Consider the following 20,253-nt stretch of genomic DNA (forward strand, 5'->3'; position numbering starts at 1 on the left):
ATTCCACGGAACGCGGCGGTGCCCGCGGTACTAAGTTGGTGGGCATGAGCAATCTCGATCGTCAGCCCGCTCTCTCCGTCTGCGGCGGCCGGGGCTTCGTCGTGGCCGAACCGGTGCGCGAGCTCCTCAGCCCGCGCACCGTCAAGCTCGGCGAGTCCACCGAGGTCCGCCGGCTCCTGCCGAACCTGGGCCGCCGGATGGTGGGCGCCTGGTGCTTCGTGGACCACTACGGCCCGGACGACATCGCCGGCGAACCCGGCATGCAGGTCGCCCCCCACCCGCACGCCGGTCTCCAGACGGTGAGCTGGCTGCACGACGGCGAGGTGCTGCACCGCGACAGCGTCGGCAGCCTGGAGACGATCCGCCCGCGCGAGCTCGGCCTGATGACCTCCGGCCGCGGGATCAGCCACTCCGAGGAGAGCCCCCGCTCCCACGGCCGCCTGCTGCACGGCGCCCAGCTGTGGGTGGCCCTCCCGGACGCGCACCGCCATGTGGAACCGCACTTCCAGCACCACGCGGAGCTCCCGCACGTGACGGCCCCGGGCCTGACGGCCACGGTCATCCTGGGCACCCTCGACACGGCGACCTCGCCGGGTACCGCGTACAGCCCGATCGTCGGCGCCGACCTGGCCCTGGCCGCGGGCACCGAGACCCGGCTCCCGCTGGACCCGGACTTCGAGTACGCGGTCCTGTCCATGTCGGGCGAAGCCCACGTGGACGGCGTCCCGGTCCTCCCCGGCTCGATGCTCTACCTCGGCTGCGGCCGCACGGAACTCCCGCTGCGCGCGTCCTCGGACGCGGGACTGATGCTGCTGGGCGGGGAACCGTTCGAGGAGGAGATCGTGATGTTCTGGAACTGGATCGGACGGTCACACGATGATATCGCGCAGGCCCGCGAAGACTGGATGAACGGGTCCCGATTCGGCGAGGTGAAGGGCTACGACGGCCCTCCGCTTCCAGCTCCAGAGCTCCCTCCGACCCACCTGAAGCCCCGGGGAAGGGTGCGTTGACCTGCTGGTTTGTGTGGGCGAGGGCTGGGTGCGGGGATCGCGCCCAGCCTTCCGGTTTTGGTTCCGCAGGGGAGCTTGCCGGAACCGGTGCGAAAGCCTTCGGCGCCGACGGTCGAGTCTCATGTGTTGCAGGCTGTAACCAAGTTTGGTCGGACGGATGCTGACCTTTTGCTGACTTTACTGACGAGTAGTTAGATCTGGTCGCTGGCTGCATCGAGGCCGCTTGGTCGCGCAGAGCGGTGGTGGCCGCCGCTACGCCGCCGGCTCCTGCGACCCTGACGGCGGATCCGGCCGGGGTGTGCGATCCACAGACGATGGGTGCGGGTGAGTACGCGGCGGGTCTTGTGCACAAGTGACAAGCCCCTCGCTCGTCCGGTCTTCTCCGCAGGGCGGCGCGGAACGCCGTGTGAGCGCGGGCGGCCTACGGCTCCGAGGTGACGGGACGTTCGAGTGGGGTGCCCTCTTTGAGGAACCGGGTGACCGCGTCCATGCGGTCGGAGAACCCGACCGGCGTGTGGTCCGCCAAGAGGTCGAGGTGGTCGGCGGGCCAGGCCTGCGCGCTGCCTTTCAGCAGTACGAGGCGCTGATCGAAGGCGTAGTCCGCGCGTTCGATGCGCTGCACCAGTGACAGAGCATGCTCCAGGCCCTGCTCTGAGCCGCCGACGGCCTGAACCAGGACTGTTCGCTTGGGCAGGTTGATGCGTGCGGTGGGGCGTACCTTGGCGCCGCGGGGGAGTTCCACCGTGGGCCGCCTGTCGTAGGCGATGCGTGCATCGTCGAGGTACGCGTAGAGCTGCCGCACGAGTTTGCTGTCCCGCTCAGGAGCCGCGAGCCACCGAAGGCCGTCGACGGTCAGCATGGCGCTGCTGAGATCCGACACCAGCGTCGCCGCCTGTTCCAGCGGTCGGCGGCCCACGATTCGACCGTCCACTTCACTGAGGCGGAAGCCGTTGAGCGTCTCGGTCCAAGCGGTCGCGGCCCGGGTCGTCCCCCAGACGTCGACCCCGGCGTCGGTCAGGCGGGTCACCATGGTCCCTCCGTCGCTGGCCAAAGCGTCGTCTCCGGACACCCGGAGAAGGACGGTGACGCCGTCCCCGTCGGCGAAGTACGAGCGTCCTGTGAGTGCGACGGTTCCCGGACGACCTGCCGGCGCGATGTGCCAGCAGCGCAGGTCTTCGGTGAGGCGCGGATCGAGGGGAGAGGTGCTCATGGGTATTCCTCGAATCCCTCTAGCGTCAGGGCCGGTATGGGTGGCGCGGGCGGAACCCAAACGTAGCCCGCGGCGATGTCCATCCTGCATTCCTGGACGAAGTCCCTCACCACGCGGTCGTACTCTTCGTCCATAGAGGTGAGGGTCGCATCGGTGATCGGGTCCGGCGTGTGACGGATGTCGTTCGGGGCGTAGACGTCCCTGTTGCCTCGCCGCTCGCTCCACTTGTGTTTGTGTGTGCGATTGATGAATTGCTCGCCCGTTTCACGGTCGAGGTGCGTTCCCCGCACGTCGAGGCGGCGCAGGACGGTACCGCTTCCCGGATGGAGGAGCATCAGGCTGTACTCCCACGGCTTGTCGAGGCCTATTCGGAAGCGGAGGTCGAGGCGGCAGGAGAGGTCGCTCCGGACGGGGGTGTTGGCCTCGACGTGAATGGGGGCGGACAGCCGACGCGGAGCATTCTTCTGCTTCCACCGGAACGGAAGGTGGAGGGCGCCGCCGACTTTGCCACCGAGGATCTTCTCTGCCAGGGCGTCGATCATCACGTCGTCAGGGTCCATGCACTCCCCCTCAGCGTCGAGATGACGAACATAGAGCCACTGCCCTGGGTTTCATAGGGGAACGGATCAATGTCTTGCTGTGACGGCCGCGAGTGAGCGGGCGCTCGTGTGGCGGCTGCTCCGGAGTGCGGGAGAAACGGCGGCCGCGGTCTTGGCCGATCTCAGGCCGTGACGCCGATGATTTCCGCGACCGTCTTCAGAGTGGTCTCCTCGGAGATGGCTGACGGGAAGCAGCGTCGCCTGTGATAGGCCGGTGTTTCCGCAGGGGCCCTGCGCTCGGTACGTCCTTAGGACTTGTCCGGCCGATCATGTGACTACTTCGCGCCCGAGTCGTTCCTGCGGGCATGGGGCGGGGCGATCTGAGTGATGCCGAATGGGAACGGCTGCGGCCGTTCCTGCCAGTCGGCAACGGGCGTTGTGGCAGGTGGCGGGATCATCGGCAGGTGATCGACGGGATACTGCACCGGGCGCGGACCGGTGTTCAGTGGCGTGACCTGCCGGAACGGTTCGGACCGTGGAAGACGGTCTATGAACGCCACCGGCTGTGGTCCGCCGACGGTACGTGGGAACGTCTGCTCCAGCAGGTCCAGGCCGTAGCCGACACAGCGGGTGAGATCGACTGGGACATCTCAGTGGACTCCACGATCGTCCGCGCGCATCAGCACGCGGCCGGCGCCCGCACCGGCCCGCCGTCCGCCCTCGCATCAAAGGGGGCTGGCGAGGTGGAACACCAGAACGAAACACCATGGCAGAGCCTGGTTGCCCGCCTGGCGGAGGTGGCGCTGGAGGCGAGGGCCTGGGCCGCTCACGTGGCGGGTTCACCACCAAGCTGCACTTGAGCGCGGATGGCCGCTGTCGCCCGCTGTCTCTGATCGTCACCGCAGGCCAGCGAGCGGACTGCACCCAGTTCACGTCCGTTCTGGAGAAGATCCGCGTGCCCCGGCCAGGAGCGGGCAGGTCCCGCAAGAAGCCCGACAGCCTCGCCGCCGACAAGGCTTACAGCAACGGTCCTATCCGCGAGTACCTGCGGCGCCGCGGCATCCGGCACACGATCCCGGAGAAGACCGACAGCCAGGCCGCCCGCCTACGCAAAGGCTTACGCGGCGGACGGCCAGCCTCCTTCGACGAGGACCGCTACAAGAAACGCAACACCATCGAACGAGCGATCAACCGCCTGAAACAGCATCGGGCGGTCGCCACCCGCTATGACAAGCGCGGCTACGTCTACCTCGGCACCGCGACCGCGGCAGCTCTCACCATCTGGCTACGAACTTGACCGCCCTGACAGGTCCCAGCTAGCTAGGCGGTGGCGTTCTGGAGGCAGGTCTTCACGGCGGTCCGGGCCGGGAGGACGGCCTCACTGGCGGTAGCTGCATCCTTCTTGGCCTGCTCCAGCTTCTGCCGGTTGGCGGTCAAGTCCTTCGCCGTCGTCGCCTTCCGCGCCGCAGGAGCATCCTTCTCCACGTCTTCAGTCGCGATCTCGACGGGCTCGACGCCAGGCACCGCCTTCAGGTACTGACGGCCTGCCGCCGCGGCTGAATCCGCAGCGTCGGCCACACCTGCGGCATCCCCTTCCTCTGCGGCCTTACGCGCTTTCAACAGGGCTTCGTGTGCCTGGGTCGCGGGGTCAAGGGGACCACTCCCGCCAGCGGTGACCGCACGGTACAAGTCATTGATGTGCTCCACGGTCTGGTTGAGCGTCTGCTGGTCCCGCTCAGACTGGGCGACGGCATCCTGTGCCGAGTCCACTGCCCGGTCGGCGTCGGCGGCCTTGTCGTCAGCCTCCATGTACGCGAGGGTTTCCTTGGCGCAGGCGGGCGCTTCCGCAGCCTGGGCGGTGGTGGTGGCCAGTGGCGCTCCGACCAGAAGTACGGCGGTAGTAGCGGCGGCGTTGCGGGCGAGAGTACGCAGGTTCACGGGTGTGGCTCCTGTATCGGGGGGATTATCACCGTTCCCAACGCTGGTCAATGTCTGGCCGTCACGGGTCCGCACGGGTGAAGCAGCAATCCGCCCATGGCTCCGCGACTGATCGGCCGGACAAGTCCTAGGTGCTCTGGGCGTTGCCGCTGCCGACGCTGGTACGCATGGGGATCGCCTCCGGGAGGTGGAGGGGAGGGGGTGCTTCCAGCCTGCGACCACCGACGACCACAACGCCCGCCAGGAGTGCGTGACCAGCGGGTTCCCCTTGTCGGCGCGCCAAGGGCACGGGCTTCGAGAGCGGTGGGCGGATTCGTGTGCTCTGGTGGTGCGGGCGCTGGTAGAGGCTCTCGCGGACTGTCGATGGTGTACCGCGTCCGGGCGGTGGAGAGCTGAGCCCCTTTCACCTTGCACATGCTAGGTCTCATCGGTCAGAGACACTGTAGATGCGGATGAATTGAGCTGCTACGGTACGCAGCTGCCGCCCGCCGCTCCGGGCGCATTCCTGCGGAGATCCAAGGAGTGGATCCCATGAAGCTCGCTTTCCGCCGCCCTTCCCGTTTCAGGGACCGGGCCCTCGTCCTCGTGGCCGGGGCCGCGCTCGCCGTGACGGTCCCGGCCGCCGCGTACGCCAATTCCGTCGGCGTCACGGTCCGCACCCCCGGCGCCACCGCCGGGCCGGCCTCCACGTTCGCTGAGATCACCACCGACGCGGCCTGCCAGAGCGGCCTGATCTCCAGCGGCGGCATCAGCCAGGCCATCGGCACCGGCACGTCCTCCAACGGCAACAAGATCGACGGCACGGTGCCCAGCCCCGACGGCAGCACCGAGTACCTCGGTTCCACCGGGGTCGTCGGCACCGACGTCACCCACTGGCTTGGCATCGGCGGCAGCGGCGGAGCCGTCAACGCCTCCTTCTCCAGCGCCCCCTACGCCATGTGTTTCAGCAGCAGCCTCATCAACCACACCCAGGTGGTGATGAACAAGTTGGCCGGACCCACGTCCAGCGGTACGGTCGGTCTCGTCACCGCGACCTGCCCTGCCAACACCCGTCTGATCGGCGGCGGGGCCCGTATCACGCCCGCGAGCGTCGGCAGCCTCAAGCCGATCGCGAGCTTCCCCACCTTCAACAACTCCGGACACGGCTTCGGGCAGAAGGCCGCGGCCAACGGTGAGACGAACCCCGACTCCTGGAGTGCGGTCGGCTGGAACGGCGGCGGCGGCAACAGCAACAACGCCACCTATGCCTACGCCATCTGCAGCGGCAACAACATCAACGTCAGCGGCGTCACGGTCACCGTGCGGCACACGTCGGTGAGCGGTCCCACCGCCGCCACCATCGGGCAGACCGCTACGGTCGGCTGCGGCGGGGGCGACGGCAAGCTGGTCAGCGGGGGCGCCGCGGTCAGTGGCGGCAGCCTCACCACCACCAACTTCACGGGGCCTGGCTCCGTCGGCGACCACCTCAACGGGAGCTTCCCGAGCAGCTCCGGCGGCAGCCCCGTCAGCGACGGGACCACCACGGCCGCGTACTGGACGGCCGACGTCCACACCGGCGCCGGCAGTTCCCCGAACACCTACACCGACGCCTGGGCGCTGTGCGCCGACGACGGCATCTGAGTGCTACGGCCTTCTCCCTTCCCCCGACACGGCAGAAGAACTGACACATGAACACACGCCGCCCCGTGCGGACCCCCGCCCTCGTCCTGGCTGGCGCCGCCGTGCTGGTCGCCGCCACGCTCTCCCCACCCGCCGCGACGGCCGCCGCGGCGGAACCCGTCTGCGGGACGACGGGTGCTTCCGCCACCGGTCCCGGAGCCAGCTGCACCTGGACCACGCCCGGCACGGACAGCTTCACCGTCCCGGCCGGGGTCAGCTCCGTGACCGTGGACCTGTACGGCGCGGAAGGCGGCAGCGCCGCCGGATACGTCGCCCCCAACCCGCCGAACACCGGCGCTCCCGGCGGCCTCGGCGGCCACACCCACGCCACCCTGGCCGTCACCCCCGGCCAGGTCCTCCAGCTCACCCTGGGCGCCGCCGGCATACCCGGCAGCTCCCGGCGAGGCGAGTACGCACGCCCCGGCGGGTACGGCCACGGAGCTGGCGGCGGCGGTGCGCACGGCGGCGGGGGCTCCGGCGGCGGTGCCTCCGACCTGCGGGTCGGAGCGTTCGGCCCGGCGGAGCGGATCCTGGTCGCCGGCGGGGGCGGCGGCGCCGGAAACGGAGGGCCCCAACTGCACGGCGGCGCCGGCGGCGGCCTGACCGGCGAGCCCGGCGGACAGGCGGAGGGACCGCAGGGCTCCGGTGTCTCTGGCGGGGGCGCGACCCAGACCGCCCACGGCACCGGCAGCCCCAACTCCCAGCTGGGCGGCCCCGGCGGCGCCGGCGGCGACACCGACCCCAACACCGGCCTGCCCAACCCGGGCAGTGGCGGTGCCGGCGGCAACGGCGGCCGAGGCGGCAACGGTGGCGGCGGCGGGGGCGGCGGTTGGTTTGGCGGCGGCGGAGGATCCGGGGGCGGCAACCCCGACAACCTCCCGGCCGCTGGGGGAGGCGGCGGCAGCGCCTACGCCGCTCCCACCGCCACCGCGGTGAGCCTGGACTCCGGCGTCAACCGAGGCAACGGCCGGGCCGTCATCTCCTGGCGGTACGACACCGCCCTCGCCCTCACCGCGGACGCCACCGGCCTGCTGTACGGGCACCCCGCCACCCTCACCGCCGACGTCACCTCCGCCTCCGGCGGTCACCCGACGGGCAGCGTGGCGTTCTTCGAGGGTGACCTGCCGCTCGGCACGGTGCCGCTGACGGACGGGCGGGCCGTCCTGCGCACCCCGGTCCTGCGGCCGGGCAACCACGCGATCACCGCCCGGTACGAGGGCGACGCGCTGCACAGTCCGGCCGGCGGCCAGGAACCGCTCGCACTGACGATCGGGTTCAGCCGTCCGTGCCTGACCGGACCCCACGAGGGTCCGCTGACCGTGGCTGCGGGGGAGTCGCTCTGCCTCGGTACGGGGGCCCAGCAGTCCGGACCGGTACGGATCGAGCCCGGCGGCGCCCTGGCCGCCTCGGGTGCGTCGTTCACCGGGCCGTTCTCCGCCAAGGGTGCTCTCGCCGTGTCTCTCTGCGGCGTGCACCTCCGCGGGCCCCTGACCGTGCGCGAGACCGCCGGACCCGTCACCCTGTGCGAGGGCGCCTCGGTCACTGGTGCGGTCACCCTCGAAGCCAACGCGGGCGGCACCACCTTGTCCGGCATCACCATCACCGGACCCCTGAGGTGCGAGGGCAACCGGCCCGCACCGGAGCTGCCCGGCACCCTCGTGAACGGGCCTCGCTTCGGCCAGTGCCGTTGATGCCGGTGGCCAGGCCGCGGTGAACGCCAGTACGGTCCGGGGGCTCAAGCCTCCGGACCGTACTGGTCAGTGCACCTGGCGTCCCGGCCAAGCTCGAGGAGGGCGCACGCCGGCATCGCCTCCTACGAAGCGTCCGCAGTGGGGTCGGCCCTCACGGCGCGGGCGAGGAAGTGGCCGGCGGCGTCCTCGTATTCGGCCAGCCGCCAGCCCGTGGCACCCAGAGCCGGTGTCAGGTTGCCCTCGGCCAGCAGGTCGTCGGGGTCGAGGACCCGGCCGTGCCGGGCGGCACGCTCGGCACGGCCCGACGGGTGGAAGAGCAGCAGGGTGGCGTCCGGGGCGCTGACGCGGCCCCATTCGCGGAGCGCGGTCTGCGGATCGGGAAGATGGTCGAGGAGCCCCGCGGTGAAGATCCCGTCCACGGACGCGGTAGCCAGCGGGAGCCGGTTGCAGTCCGCGGCGAGCAAATGCCCGTAGCGGGTCCGGTCGTGGCGGGCGGCAGTCGCGAGCATCGCCGGGGTGACGTCGATGCCGAGGACGCTTCCGGTGTCTCCGACATGGGTGCGGAGGGCGGGCATGGCCCGGCCGGTGCCGCAGCCGAGGTCGACCACCCGCCCGCCTGGCTGCAGGCCCATCCGGGCGACCGCGGCCGCATACGCCGGTGTCTGATGGGCGAAGCGCTCCTCCCAGGCACCCGCCCTGTGGGTGAAGAAGGCGCGGGTCGCCGTGTGTTCGGTGCGGGCGGCCACCAGGGCGGCAAACCTGTCGATCACCCGCTCCCACCAGGGCGCGAGTCCGTTCTCGGGCCCGAGCTGGAAGTCCATGCCCCAGGCGCTGCCGCCGATCCTGAACGCGTGCGCGGCATGCAGGTCGCAGGAGGCCAGAGCCACGGCCCCGCGCGGTAGTTCCCCGAAGCCGGCGGCAGGCTGGAGTTCGGTGGCCGTCGGGGCGATTTCCCTCAGCAGCGCGTCCGCATCGGCGGCCGGGGTGAAGGCCGTCCGTCCGCATCCGCCCCGACCGGCGCGCTGGGTCCGGTCCGCGGCTCCCGCCGCCGTCGCCAGCACACGCGCCCCGTAACCCGCACCCAGCACGGGTACTTCGGCGGCGAGAGCACTCCGCAGCAGGGTGGCGGCGTCGGTGTTTCCGGCGAGCGACAGCGGTGGCACGGCACCTCCCAGGACGATCAGTCCGTCGATTCCCGTGAGATCTGCTGGTGGTGGCTCGTGGGCCCAGAGCCGGATAGTCCGGCTGCTCAGCCCCGCTGCCTTGACCGCGCTGTCAATGGCTGACGCCAGGTTCCCCTGAGGCGCGTGCTGGAGGACGGTGACTGCCACGGGTGACTCCTCAAATTCGAGCCACTTCCGCTGATTCAAGTGGCATCCGCGTAAGGATGCCTGAGGACGAGCCGCATATGCGAGGTATGGTCCAGTCCGCGAGATCCAGTTGGCGTATACGCGCACACGAAAAGGGCCTCTGCGCGTCGAACACCGCGAGCGACGCGCAGAGGCTCCTGCACCGGCCGCCGCCATTCAGCGGGAGCCGCTCCACGGGGACGGCGTCCGGTGACTCTGTCAGTCAATCAACAGCCGGCCTCGGGGACGACTGGATCGGGACACGGAATCCGGACTGTGAGACGCGCCCGGAGGCGGTGGATCATCCAAAGGCCTTCCGGTTCGGATCCACGACCCGAAACGGCCTACTCGGCTGGTGAATGCGATGCGCCTGCTCAGGGGGCTGAACAGTGTGACGTAATGTCGGAAAAGCCCAGGCCGCAACAGGGTCTGCGGCTCCGAACCTTTCCCTTGTGAGGCGTTTTCCATGAGTCTGAGCATCCGTAACCAGATCCCCGGCACGATCACCGCCGTCACCACTGGCGAAGCGATGGCCACGGTGCGGGTGCGGCTGGCGGGCGGTCAGGACGTCACCGCTGCGATCACCGCCGACGCCGTCAAGGAGCTCGGTCTCGCCGAGGGCTCCGAGGTGAAGGCGCTCGTGAAGTCCACCGAAGTCGCGCTCGCCACTGCCCCGGTGGAGAACATCTCGATCCGCAACCAGATCGCGGGCACCGTCACCGAGGTTGCGACCGGAGGCGCCATGGGCTCCGTCAAGGTCGCCGTCGAGGGCGGTGAGCTGACCGCCGCCATCACCAAGGACGCCGTCGACGCGCTCGGGTTGGCCGCCGGGACGTCCGTCGTCGCGCTGATCAAGTCCACGGAGATCTCGCTCGCCGCGGCCTGATCCACCTGATCCTTCTCGTGGTCACGACACCCTGCCGCTGATGCCGGCGGTGTGGCCGCGGCGGTCGAGGGCGAGCCAGAGGCGGTCGCGGGTCACCGGCAGTTCGGTGAAGCGGATCCCGGTGGCGTCGCGCAGGGCGTTGGCGAGGGCCGGGGCGACCGGGTTGAAGGGGCTTTCGCTCATCGACTTGGCGCCGAGCGGGCCGATGGCGTCGGAGGTCTCCATGAAGTGGACTTCCGTGCGGGGGACGTCGGCGTACTGCGGGAGGCGGTACCTGCGGAAGGCGGCGGTGGTGACCTTGCCGCGCGCGTCGATGCGTACGTTCTCGAAGAGCGTGGCTCCGAGTGCCTGGGCCACGCCGCCCTCGACCTGGCCCCGGCACTGCATGGGGTTCATGACCTTGCCCGCGTCGGCGGCGTGGACGCTGCGCAGGATGCGGATCTCGCCGGTGCCGGGGTCGACGGCGACGCGGAACCACTGGGCGTTGAAGGCGACCGACCGCGGGGAGCCGCCCCAGTGGCCGTCGGCGGCCAGTTCGTCCTCGGCGCCACCGGCGCGTGCCGCCTCGTACAGCTCCTTGAGCGTCACCACGCGGCCTGCGCAGTCGAAGGCCTCGGCGCCCAGCGTGCACAGGTGCCGGGCCACGCCGGTGTGGCGGGCCGCGAGGGTCTTCAGCCGCTCGGCCAGGGACGTGGCCGCCAGCAGCACCGCCTTGCCCGCGACGACCGTACCGGCCGAGCCGAAGGCACCCGTGTCGTGGCGGACGACGTCGGTGTCGGACTGCCGGATACGGATCCGGTCCTGCGTGGTGTTCAGGGCCCCGGCGGTGATCTGCTGGTGGACGGTCGTGGTGCCGTTGCCGAACTCCGCGGTCCCCACCGCGACGTCGTACGTGCCGTCCTCCAGCAGCGAGACCCGCGCGTCGGCGTAGTGGCCGCCCGGCGGACCGGTCGCGATCATCGCCATGGCGGACCCCTGGCCGGTGAGCCAGCCTTCCGGGATTTCCTCGGAGCTGGTGTCCTCGGCGAGGGCCCGGCGGACCACGCCCAGGCACTGGTCGAGGCCGTAGGAGGCGATGTGCAGGTCCTCCTCCTCGCCGATGGGGCTGACCATGTGCTCGCCCGCGCCGATGATGTTCTTCTCGCGCAGGACCAGCGGGTCCATCCCCAGGCGGCGGGCCAGCTCGTCCATGGCCGACTCCACGGCGAAGGTGACCTGGCCGAGGCCGTAGCCGCGGAAGGCGCCGGCCGGGACGCAGTTGGTGTAGACGGAGTAGGCGTCGACCTTCTTGTGCGGGGCGCGGTAGACGGCGAAGGACTCGCCGACGCTGTGGAACATCACCGCCGGTCCGTGGTTGCCGTACGCGCCCGTGTTCGCCACGACGCGCATCTGCACGGCCGTCAGAGTGCCGTCGGCGCGGGCGCCGAGCTTGATGCCGATGGTGAACGGGTGCCGGGTGGTGGCGCCGTAGAACTGCTCGGCCCGGGTGAACTCCAGCTTGACCGGACGGCGCAGCCTCAGCGCAGCCAGGACGACGATGTCCTCCGTCAGCATCTCCTGCTTGCCGCCGAAGCCCCCGCCGACCCGGCCGGCGACCACCCGCACCTCGTCCTCCGGCAGGCCGTACAGCGCGCACAGCGCCCGGCGGGTGAGGAAGGGGGCCTGGGTGGAGGAGCGTACGGTGAGCCGCTCACCGGTCCCGTCCTCCTTCGGCTCGAAGTACGCCACGCTGCCGTGCGTCTCCAGGCTCGCGTGCTGCACCCGCTGGGTCCGGAAGGTCTCCTCGTAGACCACGGAGGCCTCCGCGAAGCCGTCCGCCACGCAGCCGACTTCGCCGTGCACCTCGCCGGCCAGGTTGTGATCGGCGCGGGCGATCCGCGACTCGGGGGCCTTGTCGCCGTGCAGGGCGGGGGCGCCCGGCCGCATGGCCTCCTCCGGGTCGGTGACGTACGGGAGTTCCTGATAGACGACCTTCACGCGCCGGCAGCCCTCCTCGGCGGCCTGCTCGCTGTCGGCGACGACGGCGGCCACGCGCTGGCCGACGTAGCGGACGACGTCGTCCAGGACCCGGGTGTCGTCCGGGTCCTCGGTGGGGTGTTCGTGGCGGGCGGTGGAGTACAGGGTGGCGGGCGTGTCCTCGTGGGTGAGGACGGCGTGCACGCCGGGCACGCGCAGGGCGTCGGCCGTGTCGATGGACACGATCCGGGCGTGCGGGTGCGGGGAGCGCAGCAACTTCATGTGCAGCAGCCCGGGGACGTCGACGTCGAAGGTGTAGCGGGCGGTGCCCGTGACGACCTGCGGGCCGGCCGGGGCGCCGAGGCTGCGGCCCACCGCCCCGCCCGCGCAGGGCCGTTCGGTGTGCCGGACGCCCCGGACGGCGTCCTCGACGGCCCGGTAGCCGGTGCACCGGCAGATGTTGCCCTTGAAGGCGCGGGGCAGGTCGTCGAGCTTGCCGTCGTCGTGCTCGGTGCCGCGTTCGGCCTCCAGGGCGGCGGTGGTCATGAGGAACCCGGCGGTGCAGAAGCCGCACTGGAAGCCCTGGGCGTCGAGGAACTTCTGCTGGACGGGGTGGAGTTCCCCGTCCGGGCGGGCCAGGCCCTCGACGGTGGTCACGTTGCGGCCTTCGGCGCGGAAGGCCGGGTAGAGGCAGCTGTGCACGGGCTCGCCGTCCACGTGCACCGTGCAGGCGCCGCAGTCGCCGGCGTCGCAGCCCTTCTTCACCCCGAACCAGCCCCGCTCGCGCAGGTAAGTGCGCAGGCACTGGCCCGCACGGGGTTCGGCGTCGGCGGGCTGCCGGTTGATATGGGTGCGAAAGCTCATCGGGTACCGTCCTGGGTCAGTTCGCGGCGGATCTCCTGCGCGAAGCGCAGCGCCATGTGCCTGCGCCACTCGGGCAGTCCGTGGATGTCGTCGAACCACTCGTCGTCGGCGACGGCGGCGCGGATGGCCCGCGCCAGGCCGTCCGGCTCGGGGGGAAGCGGGAACCAGAGACGGAACGGGCGGGTCGTGGCCGCGGTGATGGTGATCGCGAGGGAGCCGTCCCGCGGGTCGACCGTGCCGATGACCAGCGCGCCGGAGCGCCCCAATCCGTAGAGGGAGGCCTGGCGGAAGGCCGTACGGCAGGCAAGGGCCGACGCGGGCAGGGTCACCGAGCGCAGCAGCTCCCCGTCACCGAGGTCCTTGCGCCCCGCGCCGGTGACGAAATCGGCCACCTTGACCCGGCGGGTGGCGCCGTCCTGCGACTGGAGCAGGCACACCCCATCCAGCGCCGCGGTCAACGAGATCAACGGGCCGGCCGGCAGGGCGTTGCAGAGGTTCCCGCCGACGGTCGCCATGTTCCAGATCTTGAACGAGGCCAGGAAGGCCCGGCAGCACTGCTCGAACAGCGGCCCCGCGGGGTCGGGCATGGTTCGCCCGTACCGGGACAGCTGCGCCACCGTACAGGTGGCGGCGATCTCCAGCGAGCCGTCGGACAGCCGGGCCAGCGGCTCCCAGCCCATGCGGCTGAGATCCACCAGTCGCCGGATGTGCGGCTGTGGCTCGGAGAATAGGTACGTACCGCCGCCGAGCCAGGCGTCACCCGGCCGCCACGGCTCATGTCGACGCGCGTCACGCACGTCCAGCACTGTGTTGAGATCCATGACTTACCACCCGTTCGCGACCTTCTTCTGCTCTTCAGTGAAGTCGCTGGGGTGGCCGGAAACGACTGGAGCCGCACACGGAAATCACCGAAGCCGCCGGCCTCCTCCTGGTCGATCGACCAGTGGGCTCCGGATCGCTGACGCTCGGCGGCGCGCGCCTAAAACGGAAGGAGGCTGCCCGGTCTCCGTCGGAGTTCCGGACAGCCCCCAGCAGGGCCGGTCGGGGTTACGGCTTCTGGAAGCCGGCGTCCGCGAGGATCTTCTGTGCCTCCGGGCCGGAGAGCCAGGCCACGAACGCGGCGGCGGCCTCAGCGTTCTTGGACTCCTTCAGGCTGGCGGCCGGGTACGAGGCGACGGCGTTCTGCGCGTCGGGGATGTCGACGGCGTCGACCTTGTCGGGCGCGCTGTCGGCGTCGGTCTTGTAGACCAGTCCCGCATCGGCCTCGCCGAGCTCGACCTTGCTGAGCACGGCGCGCACGTTCGGCTCCTGGGAGACCGGCTTCACGGTGATCTTCTGGTCGTCGAGGATCTTCTTGCTGTACTTGCCCGCGGGCACCTCAGGAGCGGCGAGGACGACCTTCAGGTCAGGGTCGGCGAGGTCCTTCAACTCGTCGACCTTCTTGGGGTTGCCTTCGGTGGTCGCGATCACGAGGCGGTTCTTGGCGATGACGGCCGGGGTGCCGGTCTGGTCTTTGACGCTGTCCATGCTCTTGGTGTCCGCGGTGACGAGTGCGTCGGCCGGGGCGCCTTGCTTGACCTGGGCGACCAGTTCCTGGGAGCCGGCGAAGGAGAAGGTGATCTTGGTGCCGGGGTGGGACTTCTCGTAGGCGGCGCCGGCCGTCTTGAAGACGTCGGTCAAGGACGCGGCGGCCAGCACGGTGAGCTTGGCCTCGGGGGCCGTGGACGCGGAAGCGCCCGCGGCCGGCCCGGCGTCCTTCTTGCCGTCGTCGTTGCCGCAGGCGGCGAGCGGGAGCAGCAGTGACGCGGTGAGGATGGCGGTCGCGGCGCGGCGCCGGGAAGGGGGAAGGGACATGGGGGTGGACTCCTGGGTGAAGGACGCGCGAGCCGGGCGTGCGCGGGCAGGGGAACGGGCGGCGGCCGGGCAGGCCGGCGCCGCACGGAAGTGTGTGGGGAGTGCTCAGGTGCGGTCGATGTGCACGCTGGTGGACTTCACGCGGGCGGTGGCCTGCATGCCCACTTCGAGCCTCAGCTCCTCGACGGCTTCACGGGTCAGCAGGGACACAAGTCGGTGCGGACCGGCCTGGATCTCGACCTGCGCCGCGACGTCGCCGAGTTTGATGGCGGTGACAATGCCGGGGAAGGCGTTGCGGGCGGTGGTGTACGAGATGCCCTCGTCCACCTGACCGCTCTGGGCGACCTCGACGGCGAACGCCGCCAGGTCGCGGCCTTCGATGAGGCGACGGCCGGTTTCGTCCCGGTGGGTCAGGACCCGGCCTGCGTCTGCCCAACGGCGTGTGGTGTCGGGGCTGACGCCGAGCAGTCGTGCCGCCTGGCCGATTGTGTAGGACTGCATGTGCGCCACGCTAGAGCTCTCATGGGCTCGCGTGCAATTCCTTGGGCCTTTTGTACGTGGCAGATGCGAGGTGATTGGCGAATGCTCCGTCGGCCGACCGAATCGACCCGTCCGGTCAATCGACGTGCCGGGAGTCTGCGGGGCGCGCCTCCGTCGGGAGCGGCCAGGCGCCGATCCGGAGGCAGGTGAGGGCGCTGACGTACCGGGCTCCGCAGCGGTCCGTCGGTACGACGAGCTGACTGCCCTCGGCGCTGAGGTCGTGCCCGTCCATGCGGGTGGCCAGGAGGACGGGTGCGTCACCGAAGTCCTCGTCGACTTCCGCCCAGGCGAGCACGCTGCGATGGCCGTCGCCGCCTTCGGCGGTGACCAGGAAGCGCGAGCGGTCCTTGCGCCGGCGCGGGTCGAACGCCGGCTCGGCCGCGGAGACGACCTCGCGGAGCAGCGGACCTTCGAAGCTGTGCCGCTGCGGTCCGTTGGTCGCGCAGTCGAACGCCACGTCTGCCTGGTGCTGGGGCCATCGGGTCCGAAGGTGCTCGACGCTGAGTGCGGTGGGTCGGCGCACCTCGCCGGTGATGAGCAGCGCCGGAGCGGCAGGGGGCGCGATCGTGGTCCCGCGGGCCGGCTGCGGAGTGTTGGTCCCGTGCATGGTTTGCCTCCAGTGCCGGTGAGCGGGTGCCTTCCCGTCATGCCCACGCGGCGGGGCTTGGAATCTCACTTCCGAGGAAAATTCGATGCTGGTCTCGCATGCGCAAGCTGATCCGGCGAATCAGTGAGCATGTGCGGCATGGGGTTGTGCTCGGATAGTGAGTCGCGACGGCGGAACCTCCGACCGCGACACCCCGCGATCTGGAGAATCACCCAAGAGGTATTTTCGGTCACGAGCCTGGCATTTACGATGTGAAAGCTCGCTTCGACCTAGTGAATGCGGGTCGGCGAACCGTTGTGTCCGCTGTTACGCAAGGGGGCAGGAACGTGCACGTCGAACAACTCCTCCAGGACGAGGACCTCGGGTTGAGGCTGCTGTGGGCCGAGGACCCGCTGCTGCGGCGGGAGATCAGTGGTCTCACCGCTACGGACCTCGAGGACCCGGTGCGCTTCCTCCAGCCGGGGGAGATCGTGCTCAGCGGGCTCGTCTGGTGGACGGCCGACAGAGGCAGTCGAAAAGCGGACCAGTTCGTCTCCTCGCTCAAAGGCGCAGGCACGGCCGCCCTGCTGGCGGGGGAGGAGACGCACGGGTCCGTGCCCGACGACGTCCTCATGGCCTGCGTGAAACACCAGATCCCGCTCATCGCCGTCCCGGCGGAGGTCAGCTTCCGCACCATCACGGACGCCTTCTACCTCAGGCAGTGGGGCCAGCTCAGCCGGCGCCCCACCGCTCACCACGCCCTCCCCGCCGCCGCGCGTACCTGTCTGCAGCGGCTGCTCACGGACGGAGCCGGACCGGCGGAGGTCCTCAGCGCTGCCTTCACGCGCCTGGGACCGGCGGCGTGCAGTGTCCTCAGTGCTACCGGCCGCGTCGTTGCGCGTACGCCGGGGGCGCCGGTCCTGACGCCCCGTCAAGCGGCCGAGCACATCAGGAGCGGAGTCGGCGTGACCGTCCCGGTCGAAGGCGAGGCATCCCCTTACGATCGTTGGTACCTCAACCTGATGGACGCGACCGACGTACCCCTGCGCGTCCTCTACGAACTCGCAGGCGTGCTGGCGGAGTGCCGCGAGCGCGCGCACACGAACCCAACGGAAGAGCGGTCCGCCGAGCTGATCGAGCTGCTCGGTACCTCCCAAGCCGATCCTCTCGCCGTCGCGGAGCTGCTGCGTTCCAGCGGCCTCCCGGACGAAGGCCCGTACCACGTCGTTACCGCCGGCACGAGCACCGGTGATGCGCGACGAGCCGCCGCCGCACTGGCCGAGGCCCTCGCCCACCAGGGATCCGCCCACGTCATCGCCGCAGTCCACGACGGCGCCGCGGCCGTCGTGCCGGGGCCGTCTCCCCGCAGCACACTGGAGTCGGTGTGGCCGCTGCTCCATGCCTGCGATCCGACCACGCTCCTGCATGCAGGCATCAGTTCCCCGGCCGCCGCGCCCGACGGCCTCGAAGGGGCTCTGCGCGAGGCCCGCTACGCGCTGGACTCGGCCAGGAGCGCGTCCCCGGACCGCTCGGAGGTGACTGACGCCGACAGTTTCACCACCCTCTCCAAACTCCTCACCGGGCTTCCCTCCGAAGTGCGCAGGGCCTTCAGCGCGCGGATACTGGGCCCCCTTGCCACGGAGGAAGGCGCCTCAGCCGCCATGCTGCGGGAAACGCTGGAGACGTTCCTCGCCCACAACGGCTCCTGGGCGCGTACGAGCGAATCCCTCCACCTGCACGTCAACACGGTGCACTACCGCGTCCAGCGCATCGAGGTCCTCACGGGCCTGGACCTCTCCCGTCTCGACCATCGCCTCGACCTCCGTGCGGCGTTGCTGTGCCGTTGACGTTTTACGGCAAGTCGATGTGTACCTGTGTCGACTTCATCCGAGCCGTGACGGTGATCCCGGGTGCCAGCCGTAACTGGTCGACGGCCTCTCGGGACACCATCGACACCACGCGGTGCGGTCCTGCCTGGATCTCCACCTGTGCGATCACGTCATCGGTCCGCACGGCGGTCACGATCCCCGTCAGGGCATTGCGCACCGACGTAGCGACCTCCGACTCCCGTCCCTCGGCCTCGGTGGCCCGTTTGCGGACGAACGCGGCGAGCGCGACCCCGTCGATCACGCGATGGCCCGCACCGTTCCGCTCCACGGCCAACCGCCCGTTGTCTGCCCAGCGCCGGACGGTCTCGGGGCTGACTCCGAGCAGACGCGCCGCCTGGGCGATGCTGTAGGAGGGCATGCCCGCACTCTACGTGGTGACGGGTGGGCGCGATTGCTGCTGATCGGAAGGGCACCGTCGGTGCCCTCGACCGGATGCCTCCATCAGGGCGTGGCACGAACGATCACGAGCGATCCTTCGTATGCCGCCTGACAGCGAAGGTGGCCGAACTCTTCATCCCAGGCACCGGTTTCGAGGTCGCGGCGCAGGCTTTCGTCGAAGCGCTCGCGCACGCCGTCGTCGACGAAGCTCCAGGCCGAGCACGCCTGCCGGGCCGCCGGGTCGAGAAGCATCTCCGGCCGGCCGTAATAGGCCTCGTTGAAGCCGTCTGTGCAGTCGAGCGGGATCGGCACGCTCTGGACGGAACCCGTACCGCCGAGTGCGGAGGCGAGCTGCTCGACGGTGGGGTAGCGGCGTGCCTCGGCGTCGAGGACCTCGGGGGCGTACCGGTAGAGCCAGAAGTCGCGAACGCGGGTCGGGTCGCAGGTCAGGATGACCACCGGACCCCGCGTGACCCGCCGCATCTCGCGGAGGGCGGCCTGCACACCGGACCACTGGTGCACGGCGAACAGCGTCATCGCGGCTTCGAACTCCCCCTCGGCGAAAGGCAGGTGTTCGGCGGCGGCGTCGATCGCTGTGGGGAGCCTCGCGGTTCGCGGGGCACGGATGGACTCCGAAGGCCCGACCGCTGTGACCCCTCGTGCCACGCTTTCGTACGATCCGGCGCCGGCGCCGACGTTCAGTACGGTCCGGGCGTTGCCCAGAGCCTCGGCGATCAAACGGGCGATGCGCTCGTCGGGACGGCGGTAGGCGGAGTGGGCGGAGCCGGCGGCGCTGTAGTCGACGTCGCCGGCGCTGCCGTCCTGAGTCCGAGCGGGTGCGGTCATGCGGGTTTCCTCGCCTCGTGAGCAGGAACAGGGGGAGGGCACCTGCGTGCCGACCGGTTGTGCCGGCGCGGGGGCAGGGCGTGGGTAGGGTCATGCGATGCGCACGACCCCGGGGACTCAGGACCAGAGTTGGAACCTTTCCCAGCCGTCGTCGGCACGTTCGTACCGCAGCCGGGTGTGGACGCGGCTCTTGCGGGCTTGCCAGAACTCCACCTCGACCGGTGTGAGGGAGTAGCGGGTCCAGGCGGAGTCGACGAGCGAGGGCTCCCGCTCGACCAGGGCGAGTGACTTCCGCAGGGCTTGGTCCCGTACGGAGGGGTCCGCGAGGTACTGGCTCTGTCGGGCGAGCAGGGACTCGGCGCGCGCGGAGGCCGAGCGGCCGAGGAAATCGGTGGCGTTGTCCCTGGCGGACCCGGGTGTCACGGGGCCGCGCAGCCGCACCTGCCGGCCGTGCTCGGGCCAGTAGAAGGTAAGTGCCGCCCGCGGGTGGACGGCCAGCTGGCGCCCTTTGGGGCTGAACGCATGGCCAGCGAATTCCCAGCCCGAGGAGTCGACCCCCTTGAGGATCAACACCCGCGCGTCGGGGTCACCGGCCTCGTCGACCGTGGACAGGACCATCGCGTGCGGGTCTCGGAGCCCGTCCGCAACGGCGTCGGACAGCCAGGACATGAAGAGCCCGACGGGGTCGGCCGGGGCCTGCTCCGGGACGAACTCCGGAAGCGGCCCGGCGAACACCTCGATGTCCCGCAGCCACCCGCGAACAGAGCTGCCGTCATCTCGGTCGCCCATCAGCCGCCACCTCCACAGGAATCCAACATGCTCATACTGCATCTGCAAGCGATTTGCGACAACCATCTCGCAAATGCTTAGAGAAATCGCCAGAAGTCCTGGCACATACCGATGCTGTAGTTGGGGCTAACGACAATGCGTCCGAGCCTGCGCTCGCGAGCCAGGACGAAGAGGCTCGCCGCTGGCCGGCTCATCGTCTGGTTCAGGGGGCCATCGAGAGAGCCGCGATCCCGACGAGGCTGATCAGCAGCGGCAGACGGAACTCCGCA

General features: G+C 70.3%; 18 protein-coding genes. 6 read left to right on the forward strand and 12 right to left on the reverse strand.

Going from position 1 to position 20,253, the window contains the following annotated elements:
* Positions 1-44 precede the first annotated feature (44 nt).
* A complete protein-coding gene (locus ABZ128_RS03160) occupies positions 45-1,010 on the forward strand; it encodes a pirin family protein (RefSeq protein ID WP_356845739.1) in 966 nt (321 codons plus the stop codon).
* Between the two features lie 421 nt (positions 1,011-1,431).
* On the opposite strand, the gene ABZ128_RS03165 is transcribed toward ABZ128_RS03160, so the two are convergent.
* Positions 1,432-2,220 carry a hypothetical protein gene (locus tag ABZ128_RS03165; protein WP_356845740.1) on the reverse strand — a complete coding sequence of 263 codons (789 nt, stop codon included), beginning with the start codon at positions 2,218-2,220 and terminating at the stop codon, positions 1,432-1,434.
* Positions 2,217-2,780: a hypothetical protein gene (locus ABZ128_RS03170; RefSeq protein WP_356845741.1), complete on the reverse strand. Its 564-nt coding sequence runs from the start codon at positions 2,778-2,780 to the stop codon at positions 2,217-2,219. The genes ABZ128_RS03165 and ABZ128_RS03170 overlap by 4 nt, the downstream gene beginning before the upstream one ends.
* 344 nt (positions 2,781-3,124) lie before the next feature.
* Between ABZ128_RS03170 and ABZ128_RS03175 the strand changes: the two genes are divergently transcribed.
* A protein-coding gene (locus ABZ128_RS03175) for an IS5 family transposase (RefSeq protein WP_356845742.1) occupies positions 3,125-4,056 on the forward strand; the annotation gives its coding sequence in 2 pieces (ribosomal slippage) (positions 3,125-3,568 and positions 3,571-4,056; 930 coding nt in all).
* Positions 4,057-4,079: 23 nt separating this feature from the next.
* Here the strand turns inward: ABZ128_RS03175 and ABZ128_RS03180 are convergent.
* The gene (locus ABZ128_RS03180) at positions 4,080-4,697 is read right to left on the reverse strand and encodes a hypothetical protein (RefSeq protein WP_356845743.1); all 618 of its coding nucleotides are present in this window, start codon (positions 4,695-4,697) and stop codon (positions 4,080-4,082) included.
* 531 nt (positions 4,698-5,228) lie between these two features.
* Between ABZ128_RS03180 and ABZ128_RS03185 the strand changes: the two genes are divergently transcribed.
* Together ABZ128_RS03185 and ABZ128_RS03190 are read left to right on the forward strand one after the other, a co-directional pair.
* On the forward strand, positions 5,229-6,317 hold the full coding sequence (locus ABZ128_RS03185) for a hypothetical protein (RefSeq protein ID WP_356845744.1): 1,089 nt from the start codon (positions 5,229-5,231) through the stop codon (positions 6,315-6,317).
* Between the two features lie 47 nt (positions 6,318-6,364).
* Positions 6,365-8,047 carry an Ig-like domain-containing protein gene (locus ABZ128_RS03190; RefSeq protein WP_356845745.1) on the forward strand — a complete coding sequence of 561 codons (1,683 nt, stop codon included), beginning with the start codon at positions 6,365-6,367 and terminating at the stop codon, positions 8,045-8,047.
* A 122-nt stretch (positions 8,048-8,169) separates the two neighbouring features.
* On the opposite strand, the gene ABZ128_RS03195 is transcribed toward ABZ128_RS03190, so the two are convergent.
* Positions 8,170-9,378 (reverse strand): methyltransferase domain-containing protein, encoded by a 1,209-nt coding sequence (locus ABZ128_RS03195; RefSeq protein ID WP_356845746.1) that lies wholly within the window; start codon positions 9,376-9,378, stop codon positions 8,170-8,172.
* Positions 9,379-9,862: 484 nt separating this feature from the next.
* Between ABZ128_RS03195 and ABZ128_RS03200 the strand changes: the two genes are divergently transcribed.
* On the forward strand, positions 9,863-10,282 hold the full coding sequence (locus ABZ128_RS03200) for a TOBE domain-containing protein (RefSeq protein ID WP_356845747.1): 420 nt from the start codon (positions 9,863-9,865) through the stop codon (positions 10,280-10,282).
* A gap of 21 nt (positions 10,283-10,303) precedes the next feature.
* Here ABZ128_RS03200 and ABZ128_RS03205 read toward each other — a convergent pair whose 3' ends face one another.
* From ABZ128_RS03205 to ABZ128_RS03225, 5 genes are all read right to left on the reverse strand, one after another.
* Entirely contained in the window at positions 10,304-13,102 is a 2,799-nt protein-coding gene (locus ABZ128_RS03205) for a molybdopterin-dependent oxidoreductase (RefSeq protein WP_356845748.1), read from the reverse strand.
* Positions 13,099-13,923, reverse strand: coding sequence for an FAD binding domain-containing protein (locus ABZ128_RS03210; RefSeq protein WP_356845749.1), 825 nt, complete (start codon positions 13,921-13,923; stop codon positions 13,099-13,101). The genes ABZ128_RS03205 and ABZ128_RS03210 overlap by 4 nt, the downstream gene beginning before the upstream one ends.
* A gap of 226 nt (positions 13,924-14,149) precedes the next feature.
* Entirely contained in the window at positions 14,150-14,956 is an 807-nt protein-coding gene (gene modA / locus ABZ128_RS03215; RefSeq protein ID WP_356845750.1) for a molybdate ABC transporter substrate-binding protein, read from the reverse strand.
* A gap of 105 nt (positions 14,957-15,061) precedes the next feature.
* Complete coding sequence (locus tag ABZ128_RS03220) at positions 15,062-15,457, reverse strand: helix-turn-helix transcriptional regulator (RefSeq protein WP_356845751.1); 396 nt, start codon at positions 15,455-15,457, stop codon at positions 15,062-15,064.
* A gap of 115 nt (positions 15,458-15,572) precedes the next feature.
* The gene (locus ABZ128_RS03225; RefSeq protein WP_356845752.1) at positions 15,573-16,103 is read right to left on the reverse strand and encodes a molybdopterin-dependent oxidoreductase; all 531 of its coding nucleotides are present in this window, start codon (positions 16,101-16,103) and stop codon (positions 15,573-15,575) included.
* Between the two features lie 326 nt (positions 16,104-16,429).
* Here ABZ128_RS03225 and ABZ128_RS03230 point away from each other — a divergent pair, with 326 nt between their 5' ends.
* Positions 16,430-17,929, forward strand: coding sequence for a helix-turn-helix domain-containing protein (locus tag ABZ128_RS03230; RefSeq protein ID WP_356845753.1), 1,500 nt, complete (start codon positions 16,430-16,432; stop codon positions 17,927-17,929).
* Positions 17,930-17,933: 4 nt separating this feature from the next.
* On the opposite strand, the gene ABZ128_RS03235 is transcribed toward ABZ128_RS03230, so the two are convergent.
* From ABZ128_RS03235 to ABZ128_RS03245, 3 genes are all read right to left on the reverse strand, one after another.
* A complete protein-coding gene (locus ABZ128_RS03235; RefSeq protein ID WP_356845754.1) occupies positions 17,934-18,329 on the reverse strand; it encodes a helix-turn-helix transcriptional regulator in 396 nt (131 codons plus the stop codon).
* 83 nt (positions 18,330-18,412) lie between these two features.
* Complete coding sequence (locus tag ABZ128_RS03240) at positions 18,413-19,195, reverse strand: methyltransferase domain-containing protein (RefSeq protein ID WP_356845755.1); 783 nt, start codon at positions 19,193-19,195, stop codon at positions 18,413-18,415.
* A 117-nt stretch (positions 19,196-19,312) separates the two neighbouring features.
* Positions 19,313-19,984 carry a pyridoxal 5'-phosphate synthase gene (locus ABZ128_RS03245; protein ID WP_356845756.1) on the reverse strand — a complete coding sequence of 224 codons (672 nt, stop codon included), beginning with the start codon at positions 19,982-19,984 and terminating at the stop codon, positions 19,313-19,315.
* Between the last annotated feature and the right edge of the window lie 269 nt (positions 19,985-20,253).

It is taken from the genome of Streptomyces sp. NPDC006326, assembly GCF_040612915.1.
GTDB lineage: Bacteria > Actinomycetota > Actinomycetes > Streptomycetales > Streptomycetaceae > Streptomyces.